This window comes from Halopseudomonas sp. MFKK-1 (genome assembly GCF_027474385.1).
Taxonomy (GTDB): domain Bacteria; phylum Pseudomonadota; class Gammaproteobacteria; order Pseudomonadales; family Pseudomonadaceae; genus Halopseudomonas; species Halopseudomonas aestusnigri.
Genome location: NZ_CP114836.1, coordinates 3,227,466 through 3,247,835, shown reverse-complemented (window position 1 = coordinate 3,247,835; position 20,370 = coordinate 3,227,466). Strand labels below are relative to the sequence as shown.

The following is a 20,370-nucleotide window of genomic DNA, read 5'->3' as shown; positions in this document are numbered from 1 at the left end:
TTTTGACTACTGCTCGTGCCAGCATTGGCCAGTTGCTGCACGACCAGTCTCCCTTTGCGCTCGATACGGCTGCCGACGGCAGCAAGCGCTTTCGTAATGCGCCGACCACTCTGGTGGAAGCAATTCAGGCCGGTCGTCGCCATGGCGACGTGCCATTTCTGCTGTGGCAGGATCAGCGCTATACCGTCAGTAGCTTCTTTGCGGCCGCCGATCAGTTGACGGCGGCGCTGCAGCAGACACTGGGTCTGCAGCCCGGCCAGCGGGTAGCGATAGCCATGCGCAATCGTCCCGAGTGGATGATTGCCTTTGTCGCCTGCGTACAGGCGGGCCTTGTGCCGGTGCCGCTGAACAGCTGGGGCCTGCATGACGAGTTGTTGTACTGCATCGAGGATGCGGATGTTGCGCTGCTGATCTGTGACCTTCCACGCTGGCAGCAGGTCATCGACGACTTGCCCGAGCGCACCCGGGTGCTGCTGGTTGACGGCATCGGTGACGAGCCGGTGGCGGCCCAGTGGGCACCCATGATGGCGCTGCCTTCCGCGCCGCCCACGCTGCACCAGCCGGCGCCGGAGGATGACGCCCTGATCCTTTATACCTCGGGGACGACCAGCCGCGCCAAGGGCGTGGTGTCGACCAACCAGGCGCTGGGTCAGGCACTGTTTGCGCTGGACTATCAGGGCGCAATGGCCGCCATGAGTTCGCCTGAGCGAATCAAGCCGATCATGGCGTCGGGGCTGCAGCCCACGGCACTGCTGTGTTTCCCGCTGTTTCACGTCAGCGGTCTGCATGCTCAGTTCCTTAGCATGCTACGCAACGGTCGGCGCATGGTCATCATGTACAAATGGGATGTGGAGGAGGCGCTGCGGCTGATCGAAACCGAGCGTTGCACTCAGTTCAATGGTGCACCGGTGATGATGCAGGAGCTTCTGGCTCATCCGCGCTTTGATTCCGAGGCAACCGCAAGCCTGTTTTCCCTTGGGCTTGGTGGCGGTGCTGCCTCCTCGGCGCTGCTGGAGCGGCTGCTGAGTGTGAAACCGCAGGCAATGGTTGGGACCGGCTACGGCATGACCGAGGGTAATGGTATTGGCGCCGCCCATGCCGGAGATCAGTTTGTACTGTTCCCGACTACCGCGGGATGGCCACTTCCGATTGTTGATATGTGCATTGGCGAATCGCCTGAGCAGCCTTTGCCTGCCGGCAGCGAAGGGCCGATATGGTTGCGCTCGCCGGCGATGATGCGGGGCTACTGGAACCGCCCGGAGGAAACCGCCGCAACCCTGAATAACGGCTGGCTGTTCAGTGGCGATGTCGGCTGCCTGGACGACAATGGCATGATCCGCATTACCGACCGTATCAAGGACATCATTATTCGCGGTGGCGAAAATATCTCGGCACTGGAAGTGGAGCAGGTGGCCGCCGCACACCCGGCCGTAATCGAGGCTGCTGCCTTTGCCTGCCCGGATAGCCGTTTTGGCGAAGTGGTCGGTCTGGCAGTGTACCGCAACGGAGAACTGGAGCCCGAGCAACTGCAGGCGTTCATGGCTGAGCACCTGGCAGCCTACAAGATTCCCGAGCGTATCTGGTTCGCCGACCAGCCGTTGGCCCGCAACGCGACCGGCAAGCTGCAGAAGCCGGTGATCAAACAGGCACTGGGGATCTAGCATGGGGCTTCTGGACAATCGCGTTGCAGTGATTACCGGCAGCGCCATGGGCATTGGTCGCGGTATGGCTGAAGCCATGCTGGAGGCCGGAGCCGGCGTGATGCTTACCGATATCAATGCGCAGGCACTTGCCGCTACCGAGGCGGAATTGAATGAACGTCACCCGGGGCGGGTGGCCAGTCGGGTGGTGGATGTCACCGATCGGTCGCAGGTAATCGCCATGGTGGACGCAGCTCATGCTCACTTCGGACGGCTTGATGCACTGGTCAACAACGCCTGGAAGGCCGGTCGGCTGACCCGGCTGGAAAAGCTGACCGATGAGCAGCTGCGCGGCGGCTATGACATGGCGGTGATGGCGGCATTCTGGGCCATGCAGGCGGCGTTGCCATACTTTCGCCAGCAGGGAGGCGGGCGGATTATCAACCTGTGCTCGCTCAATGGAGTGAACGCGCATATGTACAGTGGCGACTACAATGCCGCCAAGGAGGCCCTGCGCAGTCTGACCCGCACCGCGGCGCGCGAGTGGGCGGTTGATCAGATCTGCTGCAACATTATCTGCCCGGGGGCGGCAAGCGCTGCCTATCAGCGCTTTGCCGAGGCCAACCCGGATAATGCCAGGGCCATGGCGGCCGCCAACCCCATGGGGCGTGTAGGAGACCCAAAGGACGATATCGGTCCGGTGGCGGTATTCCTCGCCAGCGACGCTGCCCGCTACCTTACCGGGAACACCCTGTTTGTTGACGGCGGTTCGCATATCAACGGCGTTAGTTGGGCACCGCAGCCGGCAGAATAGAGCTGCGCAGCCTTGACGGCGGGGCAGTCGCCACTTAGCATCGCCCGGTCGAAAAATGATATGCCGGTGTGGTTATTCCGGCACTCGTGCCCACGCGGGAATTAGTCTGTTTTCAGAACCCACAGCATCACCCTGTTCCATCCGGGGGAGATGCCGTGTGCCGCCTCCGCTGCCCATGCACTCCCGGACCTTCTGAGGAGTTCATGCACATGCACAGTAAACGCGTCATCATCGTTGCTCAGGTTTTCATCTCCGGGATGATGGCCTTTCTTATGACCGGCTTTTTCAGCTTTCTGAATTTGGGATTCAGCGTTAAAGCGCTGGGCACTTGGGCTGCTGCATTTGTCGTCGCCTGGCCCGTTGCCTTTTGCCTGTCGCTGCTGGTGTCGCCACTGGCCTTCATGCTGGCTGGCCGACTTGCCGGTCCCGGGCGGGACTGAGCTATCGACAACAGGAGGCGGCCGTGCTGGGGGGGCGGGACTAGCTGCGTCCCCCGGCGCGGCCCAAGAGCGAGAGGCCGCGTAGCGCAGGCACTCAGGGAGGGATGCTGGTCAGCGTATGCGATAGATCAAAAAAAACCGACACGGAGGAGAACCCGTGCCGGCAAAAAACAGCGTTTGCACGCTGTGCGTGGTCGCAAAGCCGGTCGCGCAGCTTCACCACTAACGGAGGCATGGCGAATACGCCATGTTTGTATTGTGACCGTGTGGTCGCGCCGGCGAATCCTCTATAGAGACTAGAGCGTATGGACCAGGACGCGGCCGCTGTTCACAGCGCAAGTACCGCGTCGGTGGCCGAGCGCAAGGCGCCCTCGATATATCCCACCTCGTTACAGTCGCCAATCCGGCTGACAGCAATACCGGACCTGGCCAGTTGCTCGGCCAGATCGCCCTGCGGAGCCGCCCCAAGAGCGATGACGACAGAGTCGGCAGGCAGGCTGAAAGCACCGCCATTTTCGTCCAGACAGTGCACCTGACACTGGTCGATCGCTACCACGCTGGTCTGGCGATGCATTGCAACACTGTGCTTGCGGAGGTTGTCGAGCACGCGCCAGCGACGCACGATGGACAATTCCCGGCCAAAACTCTCCGTCGGTTCGACAACGCTTACACTGCGACCGCGCTCGGCAAGAAACTCGGCCAGCTCGAGGCCAACCAGTCCGCCGCCGATGATCACCACCTGTTTGCCCAACGGCATCCAGAGCCGTGACAGCTGGCGAAGTGCTGAGGTACTGCGGGTCGCGCCAATCAGCGTCCCAGTCATGAGCATGCCGCGCTGCAATACGGATAATTTGCTGCGGGCTACCTGCTGGGCGCGATCACCGGTCATCAGCCGGCGCAGCTCATCACCGCTCCAGACGTGAGCCCCGTCCGCACCGGGTATATGAGGAGGCACCCGGCTGGCACCGTTGGCAACCAGCACATGATCGGCGCCCAGGTCACGCAGCAGCTGCGGTGAGGCCTCGGTGTTCAGGCGAATATCAATCGGCAACTGGCGGACCTGATATACCAGGTTATCCAGCAACTTGCCGTTCTCCGGGTAGGGCAGGGCAGCAAAGAACAACGTGCCTCCCAGCTGACTGCTGCGCTCAAGCAGGGTAACCCGCATGCCTCGCAGGCTTGCCAGTCTGGCCGCTTCCAGACCGGCTGGTCCGCCGCCTACCACTACCACGTGACGGGCAGGATCGGCAGGCAGTATCAGCTTACGCGACTCATTGCCGGTAAACGGATTGACCGCACATTTGACCCGTTCATTGACGAAAATCTGACTGACACAGACGTAGCAGTAAATGCAGGGACGAATCGCAGCCGCATCGCCACGCATCAGCTTGTTGGGCAACTCGGGATCGGCCAGCATCTTGCGGGCCATGGCAACAAAGTCGCAACGTCCGTCGGCAATGGCGCTGTCGGCCAGTTCCGGTTCGATCCGGCCTACTGCGATGACCGGTATGCTGACTGCGCTGCGGACCTCGGTGGCCCACTCGAGAAACCCTGCGGGTTGTTGCACCAGTGGTGCCTCGGTGAAGGCTACCCCGGATTTGATAGTGGCGTAGGCCGATACTGAAACCGCATCGGCGCCGGCCTGTTCGGCCATGCGCGCAAACTGCTTGCACTCGTCCAGAGTGATGCCGCCCTCGGTATGCAGTTCGGCGGCATCGAGGCGCAACCAGACGCCAAAGTCCTCGCCGGTGCGCCGGCGTACTTCCCGCAGCACCTCAAGCATCAGCCGGGCGCGGTTGTCGATGCTGCCGCCGTATTCATCGTCGCGCCGGTTGTAGTAGGGCGAGAGGAAGCCGGCAATGATGTAGCTGTGGGCCGCGTGGATCTCGACTCCGTCAAAGCCGGCCTGCTGCGCACGCACTGCGGCGCTAGCGAACCACTCGATCATCTGCGTGATGTCTGCCTTGTCCATGACTCGCACGCTGGGGCGCCCCCTGTTACCGCTGATAAATCCGCGCAGCTCCTCGGGCGTCAGAGCGGCCATCATGTCGGTTTTCATTGGCGGCGGCATGGACGGCACCCACAGCTCGCGACCTTCGGCAATATCGCGCGCAGCGGTCTTGCCGGCATGCTGCAATTGCATGGCAATTTTGGCGCCGTGCCTGTGTACCCGCGCAGCCAGCTGACTCAGTCCGGGAATGAACCGGTCCTCGGAGACGCCAACCTGATAGGGCTCGGCGGTGCCTGCAGGGAATGCTACGGCACAGACACCCATGATCAGCAGACCGGCGCCGCCGGCAGCACGTGCTTCGTAATACGCCTGAATGCGCTCGCCGCAGGTGCCATCGGCTTCGGCGAAGTTGGAGCCCATCGGCGCCATGATGATGCGATTACGCAAATGCAGCCGGCCGATCCGGCCGGCTGAAAGAAGATTTTTGTAAGACATGGGGACTCTCGGAGCCACATCAGTTGATGTGGCTCGCCGGGTGAGACTCAAGCGTCGGCCAGAAACTCGAGGCATTCACGGTTGAACATGTGCTGGTGCTCTACCTGCACCCAGTGGCCGCAACGGTTGAGCATGACGAAGCGCGCATTTGGGGCGTTATCCAGGATCTTGAAGGCACCGGCCGGCGGATTAAAGCGATCGTTAGTGCCCCAGAAGCCGAGGATCGGAGCCTTGATCTCGCTCAGGCGCTCGGTCATGTTCGGCACCAGCATGGTGGAAAACAGGTTGCCTGGCTGGGTCACCGCGACAGCTGCACGTTCGGCCAGCAGGCTTTCTTGGAGCTGGCCTGGATCGAACAGTTGCAGGGTCATGACCTGGCGCATTTGCTCAACACCCATCGGACCCTGACCGAATACCTCGACCATGCGCTGAATGCCTTCCATCTGGAAATAGGTTTCGCGCTCCTCGATACCACCGGGGGCCATCAGAATCAGTTTGTCGACCTGTTGCGGGTAAGCCAGCACGAAGCCCAGAGCGATGGCACCGCCCAGCGAGTTGCCGAGCAGGGTGCAGCTGTCAATTTCGAGCTGATCAAGCAGTGCCTTGAGGTTGCGCACAAAAAAGTCGAGATCATAGTTGACCGTATCCGGCTTGTCGGAACGACCAAACCCGGGCAGATCCAGTACCAGATTGCGGTAACCGGCTTGCTCGAAAACCGGGTAATTACCCTTGAAGTTACTGAAACCACTGGCACCCGGGCCGCTGCCGTGCAGCCAGACAATAACCGGACCTTTGCCGATATCGAGGTAGTGCACAGTCAGGCCGGTGTCGAGCTTGGCGTATTTGCCGACTGGCAGCGGAAGATCCTGATTGGTGTTGCTCATTTTGACTCCTGATGGTTTTGGGTCGGTTCAATTGACCTTGGTGGTGGTGATCTGGCGAACGTAGCGGGGAATGGCCAGTGCCAGGCACAGGCAGGACAAAGCCAGCAGGGAAACGGTGCTGGCCAGCGAGTAGCGCAGAGCTTCGGTACCGGCAATATGGCTGAACAGGTCGCTCAGCACGCCAACCACCAGCGGGCCGAGGCCTACGCCGAACAGGGTGATACCCATAAACAGAATGGCCGTGCCCTGCGCCAGTCTGCTGGGCGGGAACAGGTGACTCATGGCACCGAAGCAGGGTACCGACCACCACATGCCGAAGAAGGCAAAGCCGATGTAGAACAGTCCTGCCGTGGGTACCGCAACGCTGCCAACCTGGAACGCGGTACCTGCTGGCCACAGATAGAATGCAAGGCAGAAGGGGATGCTCAGCAAACTGCCAAACAGAGCGGCGCCCAGCTGCCATGCCGGGGACCGGGCAACCATTCGGTCGGTGAACCAGCCGCAGGCCAGTGTTCCGCACACGGAGATTACTCCGCCCCCCAGCCCCATCAGCAGCCCTGCTTCTTTCAGGCTCAGGCCGTGGGAGCGAATCAGGAAGCTGGGATTCCAGGTGGCAATGGCATAGCCGGCGATCGCCGCCAGACTGCCGCCGACAATGATCAGAAGGTAGGACGGGGTCGCCAGCAGGCTGCTTATAGTGCGCCAGAAACTGTCATTGCTGTTTTGCGCCGACGTGTCAGCGGGCTTGGCTGGCTCACGCACGGTAAAGGCCAGCAGCAGGCCGAGCAGGACCCCGGGCGCGCCGGTCGCGATAAATGCCCAGCGCCAGCCCCAGGTCTCGGCGACCCAGCCACCCACGCCCAGGCCGACCAATGCACCGACCGCCGGCCCCATCATCAGTACCGCCAGCGCCCGCGTGCGCTGCTTGGGTGGATAGAGATCCGACACCATGGCCACTGATGGTGCCGAACCGCCGGCTTCTCCGACGGCGACGCCGATACGACATAGCAGCAGTACCGCAAAGCTGCCGGCCAGACCGCACAACATGGTCATCACACTCCAGGCGATACACGCCAGTGCAACCACGGGCTTGCGACCGAAACGGTCGGCCAGGCGACTGAAAGGCAACCCGAAAACGGTGTAGAACAGGGCAAAAGCGACCCCGGAGAGCAGGCCGATCAGGGTGTCGGAGACACCAAACTCCAGTTTGATCGGTTCAATCAGAATGGAAACAACCAGACGATCGATGTAGTTGAAGATGTAGATGATCGCCAGCATGAACAGTGCGTAGTGGGTGCGCCAGGTAACGACCGGTGCATGGGGAACCGAGGTTCTCGGCGGAGCATTCATGGTGTTGTGTTCCTTTTGTTTTTGTACGTAAACAGGATCATCCGCGCGCTTTCAGCGATCTTCATCGTCCGTTCAGACCAGCTTCTCAAGACCTCGCCAGGCGCTCTGGATGGGCCAATTTGCTTAGTCTCATCGGACGATGTTTGCCTGCTTTGTCACGTGAATCATTGCTGCAACCGTAATCAACCCGATCGTCGCAATCGGGCCAACAGGAGCAGCCATGAAACTCAATAACAAGATTGCCTTCGTTACCGGTGCCGCCCAGGGAATGGGTGCAGCCATCGTGCGTGAATTCGTTGCCGAAGGGGCGATCGTCTACGCCGCAGACATCAACGAAGAGGCTATCTCCGCCAGTGTTGCCGAGTACGGTGACAAGGCTCGCGCCGTGGTCTGCAACGTCATGGATGAAGCCTCTGTCCAGGCAGCCATGCAGCGTATCAGTAGTGAGGCGGGCCGCCTTGACGTGCTGGTCAACAACGCCGGCACGGGCTCCGTCGACAGTTTTCTGGATACCCCCGTTGAGCACTGGGATCGCGTGGTGGGCGTCAACCTCAAGGGCAGCTTCCTGTGTGCTCGTGAAGCGGCCCGCCTGATGGTCAACGGCGGTATCGCCGGCAGCATTATCAACTTCTCCAGCACCGGTGCAGTGACCGGTGAAGGCCCCAGTCATTACGTCGCATCCAAGGCCGGCGTGATGGGCCTGACCCGCAGCCTGGCGCGGGAGCTGGCGCCGCAGAAAATTCGCGTCAATACCATCGTTCCAGGCCCGACCGACACCCCGATGATGGCCGGCATTCCCGATGAGTGGATGCAATCGATGGTCGCTGCCATTCCGCTGGGTCGTCTGGGTCAGCCGGCTGAAATCGCTCGCGCGGTGGTGTTCCTGGCCAGCGATGACGCCAGCTTCGTGACCGGCCAGAACCTGACCATCAACGGCGGCTCCGCCTTCCTGTAAGGAGACAGATTATGACTGCACGTATGCATAACAAGGTGTGTTTCGTAACCGGCGGTGGTTCCGGTATTGGCGCGGCCACCGCGAAGAAAATGGCCGCTGAAGGCGCTACCGTAGTGATCTGTGGTCGCAGTGAAGGTCCGCTGCGCGACGTGGTTGGCGAGATCACCGCAGCCGGTGGCAAGGCCAGCTACCGCGTAGCCGATGTGAGCAACGAGGCAGCCTTCGTTGGTGCCATCGAGGCAACTGCAGAGCAATTCGGTCGTCTTGATGTCATGGTCAACAACGCCATGGCCTATACCTGGGGCGGCGTTGATCAGATGACCACTGCCGACTGGCACGCCAACTTCGCGACCACTGTTGACGGCACCTTCTGGGGTACCCGCACTGCCATGCAACTGATGAAGAAGCAGGGCGGCGGCAGCATCGTCAACATCGCGTCCATTTGTGGCGTGTTTGGCACCGCCTGGATGTCCGGCTACTCCGCAGCCAAGGCAGCAGTCATCAACTTCAGTCGTGCGGTCGCTTCCGAGGGCGCTGCCTGCGGCGTGCGCTGCAACGTAGTGGTTCCGGGCGTGGTCGCTACCCCGGCCACTGCCGGCATGCTGAGTGACGATGCTTCGCGCAACAACACCGAGAAGCTGATTCCCATGAGACGGGTAGGCGAGGCCGACGAGCTCGCCAATGCCGTGTTCTTCCTTGCCTCGGACGAAGCTTCCTACATTACCGGCGCCAGTCTGGCCGTTGATGGTGGCCGCAGTTCCGACCTTTACACCGTTTTTGAATAACAGGGCGAGCCCCGTGCTCGCACCTGCCTGAAGTTGAGGCAAGACATGGATCAGAATTCCCTGGTACAGCGCCTGGATCGCCTTGAGTCGATTGAGGAGATCCGCCAGCTGGCTGGTAAATACGCACTGTCACTGGATATGCGCGACCTGGATGCGCACGTCGGCCTGTTTGCGCCGGATATCCGTGTAGGACGCGAAAAGACCGGCCGTCAGCATCTCAAGGCCTGGGTCGATGACACCCTGCGTTGGCAGTTTACCGGCACCTCGCATCATATCGGTCAGCACATCATTGAGTTTACCGATCCGGATAACGCCATTGGCGTGGTGTATTCCAAGAACGAGCATGAGACCGGAGCTGAGTGGGTCATCATGCAAATGCTCTACTGGGACGACTATCAGCGCATTGATGGGCGCTGGTATTTCCGCCGCCGTCTGCCGTGTTACTGGTACGCCACTGACCTGAACAAGCCGCCGATCGGCGATATGAAAATGCGCTGGCCGGGTCGTGCGCCTTATCCGGGCACCTTCCATGATCTGTTCGCGTCGTGGAAGTCGTTCTGGGCTGGTGCGCCCGAGCGCGATCATCTGCCGGAAGTGGCCGAGCCGGCTCCCCTTGAACAGTTTCTTCAGCGCATGCGGGGCGACACCCCGCCGCCGAAGATTCGTGTGCGCTGAGGAGGCCGGCATGAATGCTCTGATGCAGCCGGCTCGCTTTGGCGAGATCGAACTGGCCAACCGTATCGTCATGGCGCCGATGACCCGCAGCCGTGCAGATGATCGTGCGGTGCCGACCGCCGAGATGGTTGAGTACTACGCCCAGCGCGCCAGTGCCGGGCTGATTGTCGCCGAGGGCACTGCGCCGTCGGCTGACGGTCTGGGCTATTGCCGCACGCCGGCGATTTACAACGACCAGCAGATCGCCGCCTGGCGTCAGGTGACCGAAGCCGTGCATGCCCGTGGCGGCCGCATCGTGCTGCAACTGATGCATTGCGGCCGGGTTGCCAGCAGGCACAACAAGCCGGAGGGCGCGCGTACCGTTGCTCCGTCGGCAGTAGCCGCGCAGACCGAGCTGTTTACCGATGCAGTTGGCTTGGCGCCAACCGAGCAGCCCGAGGCCCTTACCCGCGAGCAGATCGCCGAGGTGGTCAGCGAGTATCGGCAGGCCGCGCTGAATGCCCGTGCTGCCGGTTTTGATGGTGTTGAATTGCATTGTACGAGTGGTTACCTGCCGATGCAGTTCATGTCGGAAAACGCCAACCAGCGTACCGACGAATACGGCGGCAGCCCGCAAAACCGCGTGCGCTTTACCCGTGAGGTGCTGGACGCGATGGCGAATGCCATCGGTGCCGGTCGGGTGGGGATCCGCTTCTGTCCGGCCAACCGCTACAACGACGTAGCCGACAGCAACCCGGCTGCCACCTTTGACGCGCTGCTGGATGCGCTGCAGGGCTTGGATCTGGCCTATCTGCACATCATGCGGGCCCACAGCTCGAAGATCGACGCCTTTGCGCTGGCGCGCAGCCGGTTCGCCGGGGCGCTGATCATCAATGACGGTTTCGAGCCTGATACCGCGCAGGCTGCGATAGAGCAGGGCGCGGCTGATGCGGTCTCGTTTGCCCGTCACTACATCGCCAATCCCGACCTGGTAGAGCGCATCCGCGCTGGCGCACCGCTGGCCGAGTTTGATCGCCAGACGCTCTATTCACCCGGTCCAAAGGGGTACATCGACTATCCGGCGCTAGGCGCCAATCCGCTGGAGGAACATGCATGACCACTCAAGCCAGGGCAAAACAAGAACAAGAATCCCGCTTTGAGCTGCCATCCCGAGAGGCGACGCAGGCGAAACTGGACCTGCGCTCGGCGGCCTCGCTGCAGATCAAGCCAAGTGACGCCTATACGCTCGCCGACCGGATCGAGGCTCAGGTGGATCGTTATGCGCAACGGCCGTTCCTGATCTATCAGGACCAGCGATTCACCTATGCCGAGGTCGAGCGCATAGCCAATCGCTACGCCAATGCCATGTTGGCGCGGGGCCTGCGCGCTGGTGACGTTTGCGCTCTGGCAATGGAAAACCGGCCGGACTTTTTCTTCTGCTGGTTCGCCCTGAGCAAGCTGGGTGTCACCACTGCGTTTATCAATTATCACCTCACCGGCAAGCCGCTGGTCCATGCGCTGGAAAGCACCGGGGCCAAAGCGGTCATTATCGGTGAGGAATGCCTGAAGGTATTTCTTGATACCAGCGAGACCGCCGCCTATCCCTGCTGGCTGGTGCCTGATGCTGAAAAGCCGGCGGATAGCGCCTTCCCCGGCTATCTGGATAGCGGTTTCGCCAGTGCGGTTGCGGCAGCGTCCGATGCGCGTCCCGACCGGGCGCTGCGGGTCGGTATCAAGGCCGAAGATGACATGCTCTATATCTTCACCTCCGGTACCACCGGTCTGCCCAAGGCGGCCCGTTATAGCCATATGCGCTGGATGACCTCGGGCGATGTCATGAAGGTCACGCTGGAGGTCAAGCCAGAGGACGTTTTCTACTGCTGCCTGCCGCTGTATCACGGCGCAGCGGCCACCTCGATTACCTCGACAGCACTGGCCTCCGGTGCTGCCATTGTGTTCCGGCGCAAGTTCAGCGCCAGTGAGTTCTGGAGCGACATTCGCCGCAACCAGGTAACCGTGTTTCAGTACATCGGCGAAATCTGCCGCTACCTGCTGAACAAGCCGGCGCAGGCGAATGACCGTGATCACAGCCTGCGCTGCATGCTGGGCGCCGGTCTCAGTCGCGATGTCTGGCAGCGCTGGGTGGAGCGGTTCGGTGAAATCGATATCTTCGAGGGCTGGGGTGCTACCGAGGCCAACGCGGCCACACTCAACGTAGACAACCGGGTAGGGTCCTGTGGCCGAGTGCCGTTCTGGGACAAGACCAACCTGCGGCTGCTGAAGTTTGATACCGAGACCCAGACCCACGTTCGCGACGACCAGGGCCGCTATATCCAGTGCCAACCGGGCGAAGTAGGCGAGGCTGTCGGCTACATCGTCAATCACCCGGAGATCGGTGCCGGCCGTTTCGAGGGCTATACCTCGGCGGAGGCGACCGAGAAGAAGATCCTGCGCAATGTGTTTGCCGACGGCGACGCCTGGTGGAGCTCCGGTGATCTGCTGCGTTATGACGAGGATGGCTACTGCTATTTCGTTGATCGTATTGGCGACACCTTCCGCTGGAAGAGCGAGAACGTTTCCACACTGGAAGTGGCCGATGCGCTGGGCGACTTCCCTGGTCTGGAACTGATCAACATTTACGGCGTTCAGGTTCCCGAGCACGAGGGCCGCGCCGGCATGGCGGCCATTCTGATGCAACCCGGTCAAACCTTTGATCCCGACGCGTTCCACGCATTTGCGACAGAGCGAGTGCCGCACTATGCGGTGCCGGTATTTGTCAGGGTCTCGGCAATGGCGGATATGACAAGTACCTTCAAGCTGCGCAAGGTCGATCTTCAGCGTCAGGGCTACTCTCCTGCCCAGGTCAGCGACCCTTTGTACGTTCGTGATGCCATGACGGGGACCTATCAGCCGCTGAGTGACGAGGTACTGGCACGCAACGCTCTGCCGGCGTTTGCCGGGGAAAGCGCATGACCGATATCAGCCTGCACGCCGGTGTCGTCGACTCGCCTCTGCGCTTCCCCTGGGAGCAGGCGCAGGCGATGGGTGACGTTCGCGAGGTCGCTGACGGCATCTACTGGCTGCGCATGCCGCTGCCGTTCGCGCTGGACCATATCAACCTCTATCTGCTGCGCCATGAACATGGCTGGGTTGTGGTGGACACCGGTTTGGCCACGGATGCGGCGCGTGCGGTCTGGGAGCAGGTATTCACCGGCCTGTTCGCCGGGCAACCGGTGCTGGCCGTTATCGCTACGCACTGTCATTACGATCACTCCGGCCTGATCGGCTGGCTGGTCGATCGCTTTCAGTGCCCGGCCTACATGACCTTTGGCGAGTATCAGTCGCTGACGTTTCAGGGCAGCCCAAGCGATGCACCGCACTGGACCTTCATGCAGCTGTATCGCCGCGCGGGCATGGCCGACAGCGACATTGAGCAAATGATTCCGGCGATCAACAAGGCCTTTTTCAGTATTGACGTCCCGCACAGCTACCGCCGTCTGCGTGACGGTCAGCAGCTGCGCATTGGCGATCGCTACTGGCGAGTTGTGGTGGGCTCAGGGCATTCCCCTGAGCATGCCTGCCTCTACAGCGAAGAAGACCAGTTGCTGATTTCCGGTGATCAGGTATTGCCACGTATTACCTCAAGCATCTGCATCACCGTTACCGAGCCTGATGCCAACCCGCTTGGTGAGTGGCTGCAATCCATTCGCAAGTTGCGTCAGCTGCCTGACTCGGTGCTGGTGCTGCCGGCCCATGAGCGGCCGTTCTTTGGTCTGCACCAGCGTCTGGCGCAGTTGCAGCAGCATCACGACCGGCATCTGGATCGCTTGCTGGTGGCGCTGCAGGAACCGCTGACGGCAGAGCAGGCCAGGGCGCTGCTGTTCACTCGGGTGCGCAACGGTTTCGATCATCTGATGGCCATGGGCGAGACCCTGGCTCACCTCAATTACCTCATGGAAGAGGGCGCAGTACGGCGCGAACTACGTGATTCGGTGTGGCGCTACAGCCTGGCCAGAGCCGATGAACAGACAGTGGGTTCGCCCGGAGACATTCACGTGTAAGCAACCCAAACCGGGGGGTGTTCCCCCCCAAAACTAGGAGCAGTCATGAACAACAAAAACAAGAATGCTTTACCACATGCTTCGGGAGGTTTTGTACTTGCCTCCCTGGCGATAGCTGTTGCCACGCTTGGCGCAGCCGGCGCCTACGCAGGGGAACCGATTTCGTTCGGTAGCGACACAGAACTCAACTGGTCGGTGACCACCAGCTATGGCATCGGCATGCGCCTGAGCGATCAGGATTCCGAGCTACTGTCGAATATCAACGGTGACGATGGTAACCGAAACTTCGACAAGCACTCGCTGACCACCAACCGTGTTGGTGCGCTGGCCGAGATGATTCTGACTCATGGCAATTACGGGGCAGTCTTGCGCGCCAACGCGTTCTACGATGACGTTTATCACCGCAGTAACGACAACCGTTCGCCAGCGACAGTCAACAAGGCTGGTGCCGCTGATGAATTCACCAGTGACACCAAGCGCTTTTCCGGTGGTTACGGGCGCATTCTCGACGCTTACGTGTATGGCAACTTCGACCTGCCTGCCAACCAGCGGCTTTCGCTGCGCGCCGGTGAGCATATGGTGGCCTGGGGTGAAGGCCTGTTCTATCCAGGTGTAAACGGCGTCCAGTCGGCGGTAGATGTGGTCAAGGCCGGCCAGCCCGGTGTTGAGACCAAGGAAGTCCTGCTGCCTCTCGGGCAGGTATCGGCGAACTGGGAAATCAGCCCGGATGTTGGTGTGGCTGCCTACTATCAGTACGAGTGGGCTGGTAATGATCTGAGCCCGGTGGGCTCTTACCTCTCTACCTCTGACGTCACCGGCCCGGGTCGGGAGTTTCTGTTGCTGCAATTGGCACCAGGCTTCTATCAGCAGGCCAATTACGCCGGCACCAACAAGCCTGGCGACAGCGGTCAATGGGGTGTGCGCGTCATGTACCGTCCCAGCCTTACCTGGGAGCTGGGTCTGTTCCACGTTCGCTACCATGATCGCAACCCGTCAGGTATATCGCTGGGCGGTTTCGGGCTGAATCCGCTTGATCCTCGGTTGCCAACCACATATCAGGTTGAGTACTTCGACGACATCAAGCTGACCGGTGTCAGCTTCTCCACCCTGTGGGGTGATACCCAGATTGGCGGTGAGTGGAGCTACCGCGACGGCGCGCCGGTCAATGTCATGACGCCGGCAGGCCCGACCGCGACCCGAGGCCGTGGCCAGCAGTTCCAGCTCAGCTTTATTCGCACCCTGGGTGCTGCGCCGTGGGCCGATGCGACCACCATTCTCGGCGAGGTGGTACATGTGCGCGCCAATGGCGTTGACGGTGATCCGGTATTCGGCAGCAAGGATTTCACCTACGACTCCGGCAACAACTGGCAGACCAAGTCCTCCACGGCTTACACCCTGCAGGTCAGCCTGAGCTACCCGGGCATCTTTGCCGGCTGGGATCTCAGTGTGCCGGTCAGCTTTGCCCACGTGGTTGATGGTCGGACCCCATTGCAGGGCGCCATTGGTGCCGGTCAGCACGACAAGCGTCTGGGGATCGGTGCCACCTTCAAACGCTTGGGCAACCTGGAGCTGAACACCACCTACACCAACTACCTGAGCTCCGCCAGCCTGCGCGCCAACCGCCAGCTGACCGACCGGGACAACATCACTTTCTCGGCCAAGTATTCGTTCTGATGACGCCTAAGGTTTGCGCCCCGCTGGAGCGGGGCGCACCGATACACTGGAGATAAAAATAATGTTGAAACACAGTGCAGTTATTTCACTCGCCGCGGCTGTTGCAATGCTGTCCGCGACCGCCCACGCCAAGGTCAGTCCGGAGGAAGCCGCGCGCCTTGGCCAGGACCTGACTTGCGTTGGTGCCGAAGCCGCCGGTAACGCCGCCGGTACCATTCCGCCCTATACCCGCAAGTACGTTGGCGAGGTCCCAGGCTGGAACGCCGAGCCCCATTCCGGTTCACACCCGGTTGATCCCTACGCCAACGAAGAGCCGGTTCTGGTTATCACCGCAGCCAACGCGCAGGAACATGCCGAGAATCTGACCGAAGGCCAGCTGGCGATGTTCAAGCAGTACCCGGATACCTTTCAGATCAAGGTGTATCCCAGCCACCGCGATTTCGCCTACCCGGAGCACGTTTGTGAGCGCGCCAAGTGGAACGCCCTCAATGCCGAGCTGGTAGATGACGGCATGGGCTATACCGGCCTTGGCAGCAACCCGTTCCCGATTCCGAAGAACGCGATGGAAGTGCTGTGGAATCACCAGCTGCCTTATCGTGCCTGGACCCAGGATGAAGTGCGTGATCTGGCATCGGTACAGCCCACTGGTGAAATTGGCTGGGGTCGTGTGAATGGCGTCTGTTTGTCTCCGGCATCCAGCCCAACGGGTGAGCCACGTACCGAAGACGGTGCCTCATCTTTCTGCATGACCGAGGTGCTGATGCCGCTGCGCGAGCGCGGCAACATTTCCGTTAACCATGAACCCTATAACTACAAGACGGCGCCCCGGGTTGCCTGGACCTACAACACCGGCACCCGCCGTGTCCGGCTGGCACCAGGCTACGGCTTCGACCAGCCGCTGGGTGGCTCCAACGGCGCCATGACCATCGACTCCGACCGCCTGTTCAATGGCTCGCCGGAGCGCTATGACTGGGAGTTGATCGGCAAGAAAGAGATCTACATTCCGGCCAACGACTTTGCTATCAACAGCAGTGACATTACCTATGATTCGCTGCTGACCCCCAACCACGCCAACCCCGAGCATATTCGCTACGAGCTGCGCCGGGTCTGGGTCATCAAGGCCAACCTCAAGGAAAACAGCCGTCATCTTTACCGCGAACGCATGATGTATCTCGACGAGGATACCTGGCATGCCGTGATTGCCGATTTCTATGACAATCGTGGCGACCTCTGGAAGCACTCGTTCGTGACTTACTACTACCATCCGGATATGAGCGCATGGCAGGCTGGGGCTTCCTTCTACCATGATCTTTCCAGCGGTCAGTATGTTGGCTACACGCTGACCCAGGAGCGTGAAAAGGGGCCGATCATCAATGCCGGCAATATTGAACCCAACTTCTTTACGCCGGACATGATGCGCGCCCGCGGTCGATAGTTTGCTGACGGTGACATCACATCAATGATGAAAACCCCCTGCCAGTCAGGGGGTTTTTTTGTCGTACAGGTTCGGTGTGATGGTACTGCAGATGCCTGCCTAACAGCGGTCATTGGCACCGTTGCCAGCCACCACACAATTAGCTGCTGTGCAGCGTGCCAACTGCTTTAACCGGGGCAGACTGAGGGGGGCGCGGAAGGCAGGCCAGACTCGCACAATGGCCCCGTCAGCCGGCAGGCTGACGGAGTAGAGGAGTCAAGGGGTTGGTTTCAGGGCGTCGTTGAGTTCGAACAGCAACTGGTTGGCATTCAGGTTGACCACCACCGGTGCAGTTGGGGTTTGTGCCCAGTTGCTATCAAGGTCGCCGTACATGCGTTTGAGCATAAGCCAGCGGGCACCGTTGTGATCTGGTGCGCTGACAGCTGTCAGGGCGCTATCCAGAGTGTTGATCAGTTCCAGGTTGGCGGCATTGTAGTACCCGGATCCGGGCAGACTAAGCGGCTCAGGCATACCGATGTAGCTGCGATGCAGGTAGCGATAATTCAGGTCAAGCAATGCCAGTTGCAGCTGCCCGCGGTCGTCACCGGCGGCCTGAAACCAGAAGCTTTGCATCAGACGCAATTCACGGTTCATTTTCTCCGCGTGCTCAAGCTCGATGCCGCCGTTTTGGTGAAGCTGGGCTACAGCGGTATCAATGCTTTGCAACAGGCGCTGCATGGCAAGGGTTTCGTCTTGACTGGCGTCTGCCTTGTGCTCGCTCCAGCTGGTTTCCAGTCGGTGCCGCAGCCGATAGAAATGGTTCAGGTCTTCACTGCCGTTGTGCTCGCCATGCAGCATGAGCAGGGAGCTGGCGGTTCGCAGTCCCAGTTGCTGAAGCTCGAGGGTATCGGCGCAGACTGCGGCGGTGTTGGTGAGGGTGGCTGCCAGTAGCAGCCGTTTGATCGCGTGCATATTGTTCACTCCCTTGTTGGCGATCACAGAAGGGCTGGAAAGTTACACAGCAGGCGGCATTCGGCGTGCCGTAAATGGACTAGGCAAGACGGCGTAATTCCACAGGGCTATTGCACCGGCCGGCAGGTGCCGACCGGTGTTTCGCTCAGTTTCCGAGGGTATTGCCGGCGCTGTCTATGATGTAGCGGCGAATGCTGGAGACGTCTTCGCCATTCAGGGTGTCAGCAAAGGAGGGCATTCCGCGTTGCTGCAAGGTGCCTTGCAGCAGTGGCAAGCGAAACAGCTCGTCCGACTGCAGGTACGGCGAGTAGCGCAGATCCGGAATGCCACCGCCGGCAACGGCTCCGGCGCCATGGCAGACCATGCAGTAACGGGTGAACAGCTGCGCGCCGGATTGCAACTGGGTGGGCGAAGCTTGGACTGCCGGCAATGGTGGTGCTTCGGGACGCTCGGGGATAGCCGGCATGGATTGGCGGCCTCCCAGCTTCCAGACAAACACACCCCCTGGTACCGACATTCCTCGACGGGGCAGCAGCAAGCTGGCAGTCAGGTGCATGGAACTGCCAAAGCCGGCAGCAGCGGCAATATACTGCTCGCCGTCCAATACGTAGGAAATCGGCCCGCCGAGAATGTCCAGCCAGGTGTCGCTTTGCCAGAGCGGCTTGCCATCGCGGGCGTCGTAGGCGTGCAAACCGCCGCCACCCACACCCTGGAACACCAGACTGCCGCCAGTGGTCAAGACGCCGCCGTTCCAGGGGCCCGGGTGTTCAACGCGCCAGCGTTCTTGCTGGGTTACCGGATCCCAGGCCAGCAGAAAACCCTTGAAACCGCTTTTGGCCTGCTTTATCGCCTCGGCACTGGTGGGCATCGGGTGATCCTGCACCCCGGTATTCCAGCGCCCGGGGCGCACCGTCGTATCGTTGGCCTTTTGCATGAACGCGGTGCTTTGCTGGGCCGGAATATAGACCAGGCCGGTTTGTGGGTTGAGCGCCATCGGTTGCCAGTTATGGCCGCCAATCTGCGATGGGGTCACCAGCGCCGGCTGGCTTTCGGGATAACGCGCTCCGGGAACCTCGACCGGCCGGCCGCTGGCCGAATCGATATGGGTGGCCCAGGATGTGGGAACGTAGTTATCGGCGCTGAGCAGTTCGCCGGTCAGCCGATCCAGAACGTAAAAGAAACCGTTCTTTGGTGCCTGCAGCAGCACCTTGCGCTCCACGCCATTGAGCGTCAGCTCGGTCAGAATCATATGTTGGGTAGCGGTGTAGTCCCAACTATCACCGGGGGTTGTCTGATAATGCCAGACGTACTCGCCGGTATCGGCGCGCACTGCGATGATGGAGGATAGAAACAGGTTGTCACCGCCGCCCGGGCTGCGCAGATCACGGTCATGGGGTGAGCCGTTGCCGACGCCAAAATAGAACAGCCCGGATTCGGGGTCGAACGCCATCGAATCCCACACGGTGCCTCCTCCGCCCAGTGTCCACCACTGCCCCTGCCAGGTCGGACTTGCCAGTTGCGCCAGGGGCGTGTCGGACACAGCGCCGTCAGCCGGATCGTTCGGATTGCCGGGTACGGTATAAAAGCGCCATTTGAGCACGCCGCTCGCGCTGTCATAGGCCGAGATGTAGCCCCGCACACCAAATTCCGCACCACCGTTGCCGATCATTACCAGACCATTGGCGACGCGGGGGGCTCCGGTGATGCTATACGGCTGTTGTGGATCAACCGTAAGCGTTTCCCACAGCAGTGCTCCACTAGTGGCGTCCAAGGCCTGTAACCGGCCGTCCAGGGTGCCGACAAAGACCTTGCCATCCGCCACCGCGACTCCACGATTGACCACATCGCAGCAACTGACAGCGCCTTTGCCGGGTTCTACTTGTGGATCATGTTGCCAGCGCAGTTCCCCAGTGCGCGCATCCAGCGCATATACCAGCCCCCAGGGACCGCTGACATACAGGGTATCTCCAACCATGATGGGCGTGGCCTCGACGCCCCGTGGTCGATCGAAGCGAAAGTGCCAGGCCAGCCCCAGCTGACCGATGGTTTCGGTATTGATCTGGCTGGCCTGAGCGTAGCGGGTTTCGGCCTGGTTGTTTCCGTGATGAGGCCACTGCTGATCGGGCTGCTGGTCGGCATTGATCGGGCTGCTTGCGGCAACCAGCGACAGCAGCACGCCGGTCAGTCGCGCCGCGGTGAAACGGGGCATAACTCTCTCCTTGTTCTTGTTTTTGAACCGTCAGCATGCGCGCTCTGGTCATTACCGGCCTCGTCCAAACGG

The 20,370-nt window shown here is 60.9% G+C and carries 16 protein-coding genes; 11 read left to right on the top strand and 5 right to left on the bottom strand.

Annotation, left to right across the window (positions count from 1 at the left end; all coding sequences use genetic code 11):
• Window positions 1–2: 2 nt before the first annotated feature.
• The 3 genes from O5O48_RS15040 to O5O48_RS15030 all read left to right on the top strand — a co-directional run bounded on the left by O5O48_RS15040 (window position 3) and on the right by O5O48_RS15030 (window position 2,894).
• Complete coding sequence (locus O5O48_RS15040) at window positions 3–1,661, top strand: class I adenylate-forming enzyme family protein (RefSeq protein ID WP_269687461.1); 1,659 nt, start codon at window positions 3–5, stop codon at window positions 1,659–1,661.
• A gap of 1 nt (window position 1,662) precedes the next feature.
• Window positions 1,663–2,454 (top strand): SDR family NAD(P)-dependent oxidoreductase, encoded by a 792-nt coding sequence (locus O5O48_RS15035; protein ID WP_269687460.1) that lies wholly within the window; start codon window positions 1,663–1,665, stop codon window positions 2,452–2,454.
• Between the two features lie 209 nt (window positions 2,455–2,663).
• The gene (locus O5O48_RS15030) at window positions 2,664–2,894 is read left to right on the top strand and encodes a DUF2798 domain-containing protein (RefSeq protein ID WP_269687459.1); all 231 of its coding nucleotides are present in this window, start codon (window positions 2,664–2,666) and stop codon (window positions 2,892–2,894) included.
• A 328-nt stretch (window positions 2,895–3,222) separates the two neighbouring features.
• On the opposite strand, the gene O5O48_RS15025 is transcribed toward O5O48_RS15030, so the two are convergent.
• From O5O48_RS15025 to O5O48_RS15015, 3 genes are read right to left on the bottom strand one after another with little or no spacing between them, the layout of a single operon-like run.
• Window positions 3,223–5,340, bottom strand: coding sequence for an oxidoreductase (locus tag O5O48_RS15025; RefSeq protein WP_269687458.1), 2,118 nt, complete (start codon window positions 5,338–5,340; stop codon window positions 3,223–3,225).
• Between the two features lie 47 nt (window positions 5,341–5,387).
• Window positions 5,388–6,224, bottom strand: a complete 837-nt coding sequence (locus O5O48_RS15020) for an alpha/beta fold hydrolase (RefSeq protein WP_269687457.1) — start codon at window positions 6,222–6,224, stop codon at window positions 5,388–5,390.
• A 27-nt stretch (window positions 6,225–6,251) separates the two neighbouring features.
• Entirely contained in the window at window positions 6,252–7,574 is a 1,323-nt protein-coding gene (locus O5O48_RS15015; RefSeq protein WP_269687456.1) for a spinster family MFS transporter, read from the bottom strand.
• Between the two features lie 220 nt (window positions 7,575–7,794).
• Between O5O48_RS15015 and O5O48_RS15010 the strand changes: the two genes are divergently transcribed.
• The 8 genes from O5O48_RS15010 (at window position 7,795) to O5O48_RS14975 (ending at window position 17,138) form a co-directional block, all read left to right on the top strand.
• Complete coding sequence (locus tag O5O48_RS15010) at window positions 7,795–8,529, top strand: SDR family NAD(P)-dependent oxidoreductase (protein ID WP_269687455.1); 735 nt, start codon at window positions 7,795–7,797, stop codon at window positions 8,527–8,529.
• 11 nt (window positions 8,530–8,540) lie between these two features.
• Entirely contained in the window at window positions 8,541–9,314 is a 774-nt protein-coding gene (locus O5O48_RS15005; protein ID WP_269687454.1) for an SDR family NAD(P)-dependent oxidoreductase, read from the top strand.
• A 45-nt stretch (window positions 9,315–9,359) separates the two neighbouring features.
• Window positions 9,360–9,989, top strand: coding sequence for a nuclear transport factor 2 family protein (locus O5O48_RS15000; protein ID WP_269687453.1), 630 nt, complete (start codon window positions 9,360–9,362; stop codon window positions 9,987–9,989).
• 10 nt (window positions 9,990–9,999) lie between these two features.
• Window positions 10,000–11,085, top strand: coding sequence for an alkene reductase (locus O5O48_RS14995; protein ID WP_269687452.1), 1,086 nt, complete (start codon window positions 10,000–10,002; stop codon window positions 11,083–11,085).
• Window positions 11,082–12,941: a long-chain-acyl-CoA synthetase gene (locus O5O48_RS14990; protein ID WP_269687451.1), complete on the top strand. Its 1,860-nt coding sequence runs from the start codon at window positions 11,082–11,084 to the stop codon at window positions 12,939–12,941. The genes O5O48_RS14995 and O5O48_RS14990 overlap by 4 nt, the downstream gene beginning before the upstream one ends.
• The gene (locus O5O48_RS14985) at window positions 12,938–14,029 is read left to right on the top strand and encodes an MBL fold metallo-hydrolase (RefSeq protein ID WP_088274988.1); all 1,092 of its coding nucleotides are present in this window, start codon (window positions 12,938–12,940) and stop codon (window positions 14,027–14,029) included. Before O5O48_RS14990 ends, O5O48_RS14985 begins: the two co-directional genes overlap by 4 nt.
• A 45-nt stretch (window positions 14,030–14,074) precedes the next feature.
• Window positions 14,075–15,703 (top strand): DUF1302 domain-containing protein, encoded by a 1,629-nt coding sequence (locus O5O48_RS14980; RefSeq protein ID WP_269687450.1) that lies wholly within the window; start codon window positions 14,075–14,077, stop codon window positions 15,701–15,703.
• Window positions 15,704–15,764: 61 nt separating this feature from the next.
• Window positions 15,765–17,138: a DUF1329 domain-containing protein gene (locus tag O5O48_RS14975; protein WP_269687449.1), complete on the top strand. Its 1,374-nt coding sequence runs from the start codon at window positions 15,765–15,767 to the stop codon at window positions 17,136–17,138.
• 255 nt (window positions 17,139–17,393) lie between these two features.
• On the opposite strand, the gene O5O48_RS14970 is transcribed toward O5O48_RS14975, so the two are convergent.
• Together O5O48_RS14970 and O5O48_RS14965 are read right to left on the bottom strand one after the other, a co-directional pair.
• On the bottom strand, window positions 17,394–18,089 hold the full coding sequence (locus O5O48_RS14970; protein WP_269687448.1) for a hypothetical protein: 696 nt from the start codon (window positions 18,087–18,089) through the stop codon (window positions 17,394–17,396).
• A 145-nt stretch (window positions 18,090–18,234) separates the two neighbouring features.
• The gene (locus O5O48_RS14965; protein ID WP_269687447.1) at window positions 18,235–20,298 is read right to left on the bottom strand and encodes a PQQ-dependent dehydrogenase, methanol/ethanol family; all 2,064 of its coding nucleotides are present in this window, start codon (window positions 20,296–20,298) and stop codon (window positions 18,235–18,237) included.
• Window positions 20,299–20,370 lie beyond the last annotated feature (72 nt).

Coding starts and splice junctions, on each gene's coding strand:
- O5O48_RS15035 (WP_269687460.1), top strand. CDS start 1,663: ATGGGGCTTCTGGACAATCGCGTTGCAGTGATTACCGGCAGCGCCATG.
- O5O48_RS15030 (WP_269687459.1), top strand. CDS start 2,664: ATGCACAGTAAACGCGTCATCATCGTTGCTCAGGTTTTCATCTCCGGG.
- O5O48_RS15025 (WP_269687458.1), bottom strand. CDS start 5,340: ATGTCTTACAAAAATCTTCTTTCAGCCGGCCGGATCGGCCGGCTGCAT.
- O5O48_RS15020 (WP_269687457.1), bottom strand. CDS start 6,224: ATGAGCAACACCAATCAGGATCTTCCGCTGCCAGTCGGCAAATACGCC.
- O5O48_RS15015 (WP_269687456.1), bottom strand. CDS start 7,574: ATGAATGCTCCGCCGAGAACCTCGGTTCCCCATGCACCGGTCGTTACC.
- O5O48_RS15010 (WP_269687455.1), top strand. CDS start 7,795: ATGAAACTCAATAACAAGATTGCCTTCGTTACCGGTGCCGCCCAGGGA.
- O5O48_RS15005 (WP_269687454.1), top strand. CDS start 8,541: ATGACTGCACGTATGCATAACAAGGTGTGTTTCGTAACCGGCGGTGGT.
- O5O48_RS15000 (WP_269687453.1), top strand. CDS start 9,360: ATGGATCAGAATTCCCTGGTACAGCGCCTGGATCGCCTTGAGTCGATT.
- O5O48_RS14995 (WP_269687452.1), top strand. CDS start 10,000: ATGAATGCTCTGATGCAGCCGGCTCGCTTTGGCGAGATCGAACTGGCC.
- O5O48_RS14990 (WP_269687451.1), top strand. CDS start 11,082: ATGACCACTCAAGCCAGGGCAAAACAAGAACAAGAATCCCGCTTTGAG.
- O5O48_RS14985 (WP_088274988.1), top strand. CDS start 12,938: ATGACCGATATCAGCCTGCACGCCGGTGTCGTCGACTCGCCTCTGCGC.
- O5O48_RS14980 (WP_269687450.1), top strand. CDS start 14,075: ATGAACAACAAAAACAAGAATGCTTTACCACATGCTTCGGGAGGTTTT.
- O5O48_RS14975 (WP_269687449.1), top strand. CDS start 15,765: ATGTTGAAACACAGTGCAGTTATTTCACTCGCCGCGGCTGTTGCAATG.
- O5O48_RS14970 (WP_269687448.1), bottom strand. CDS start 18,089: ATGCACGCGATCAAACGGCTGCTACTGGCAGCCACCCTCACCAACACC.
- O5O48_RS14965 (WP_269687447.1), bottom strand. CDS start 20,298: ATGCCCCGTTTCACCGCGGCGCGACTGACCGGCGTGCTGCTGTCGCTG.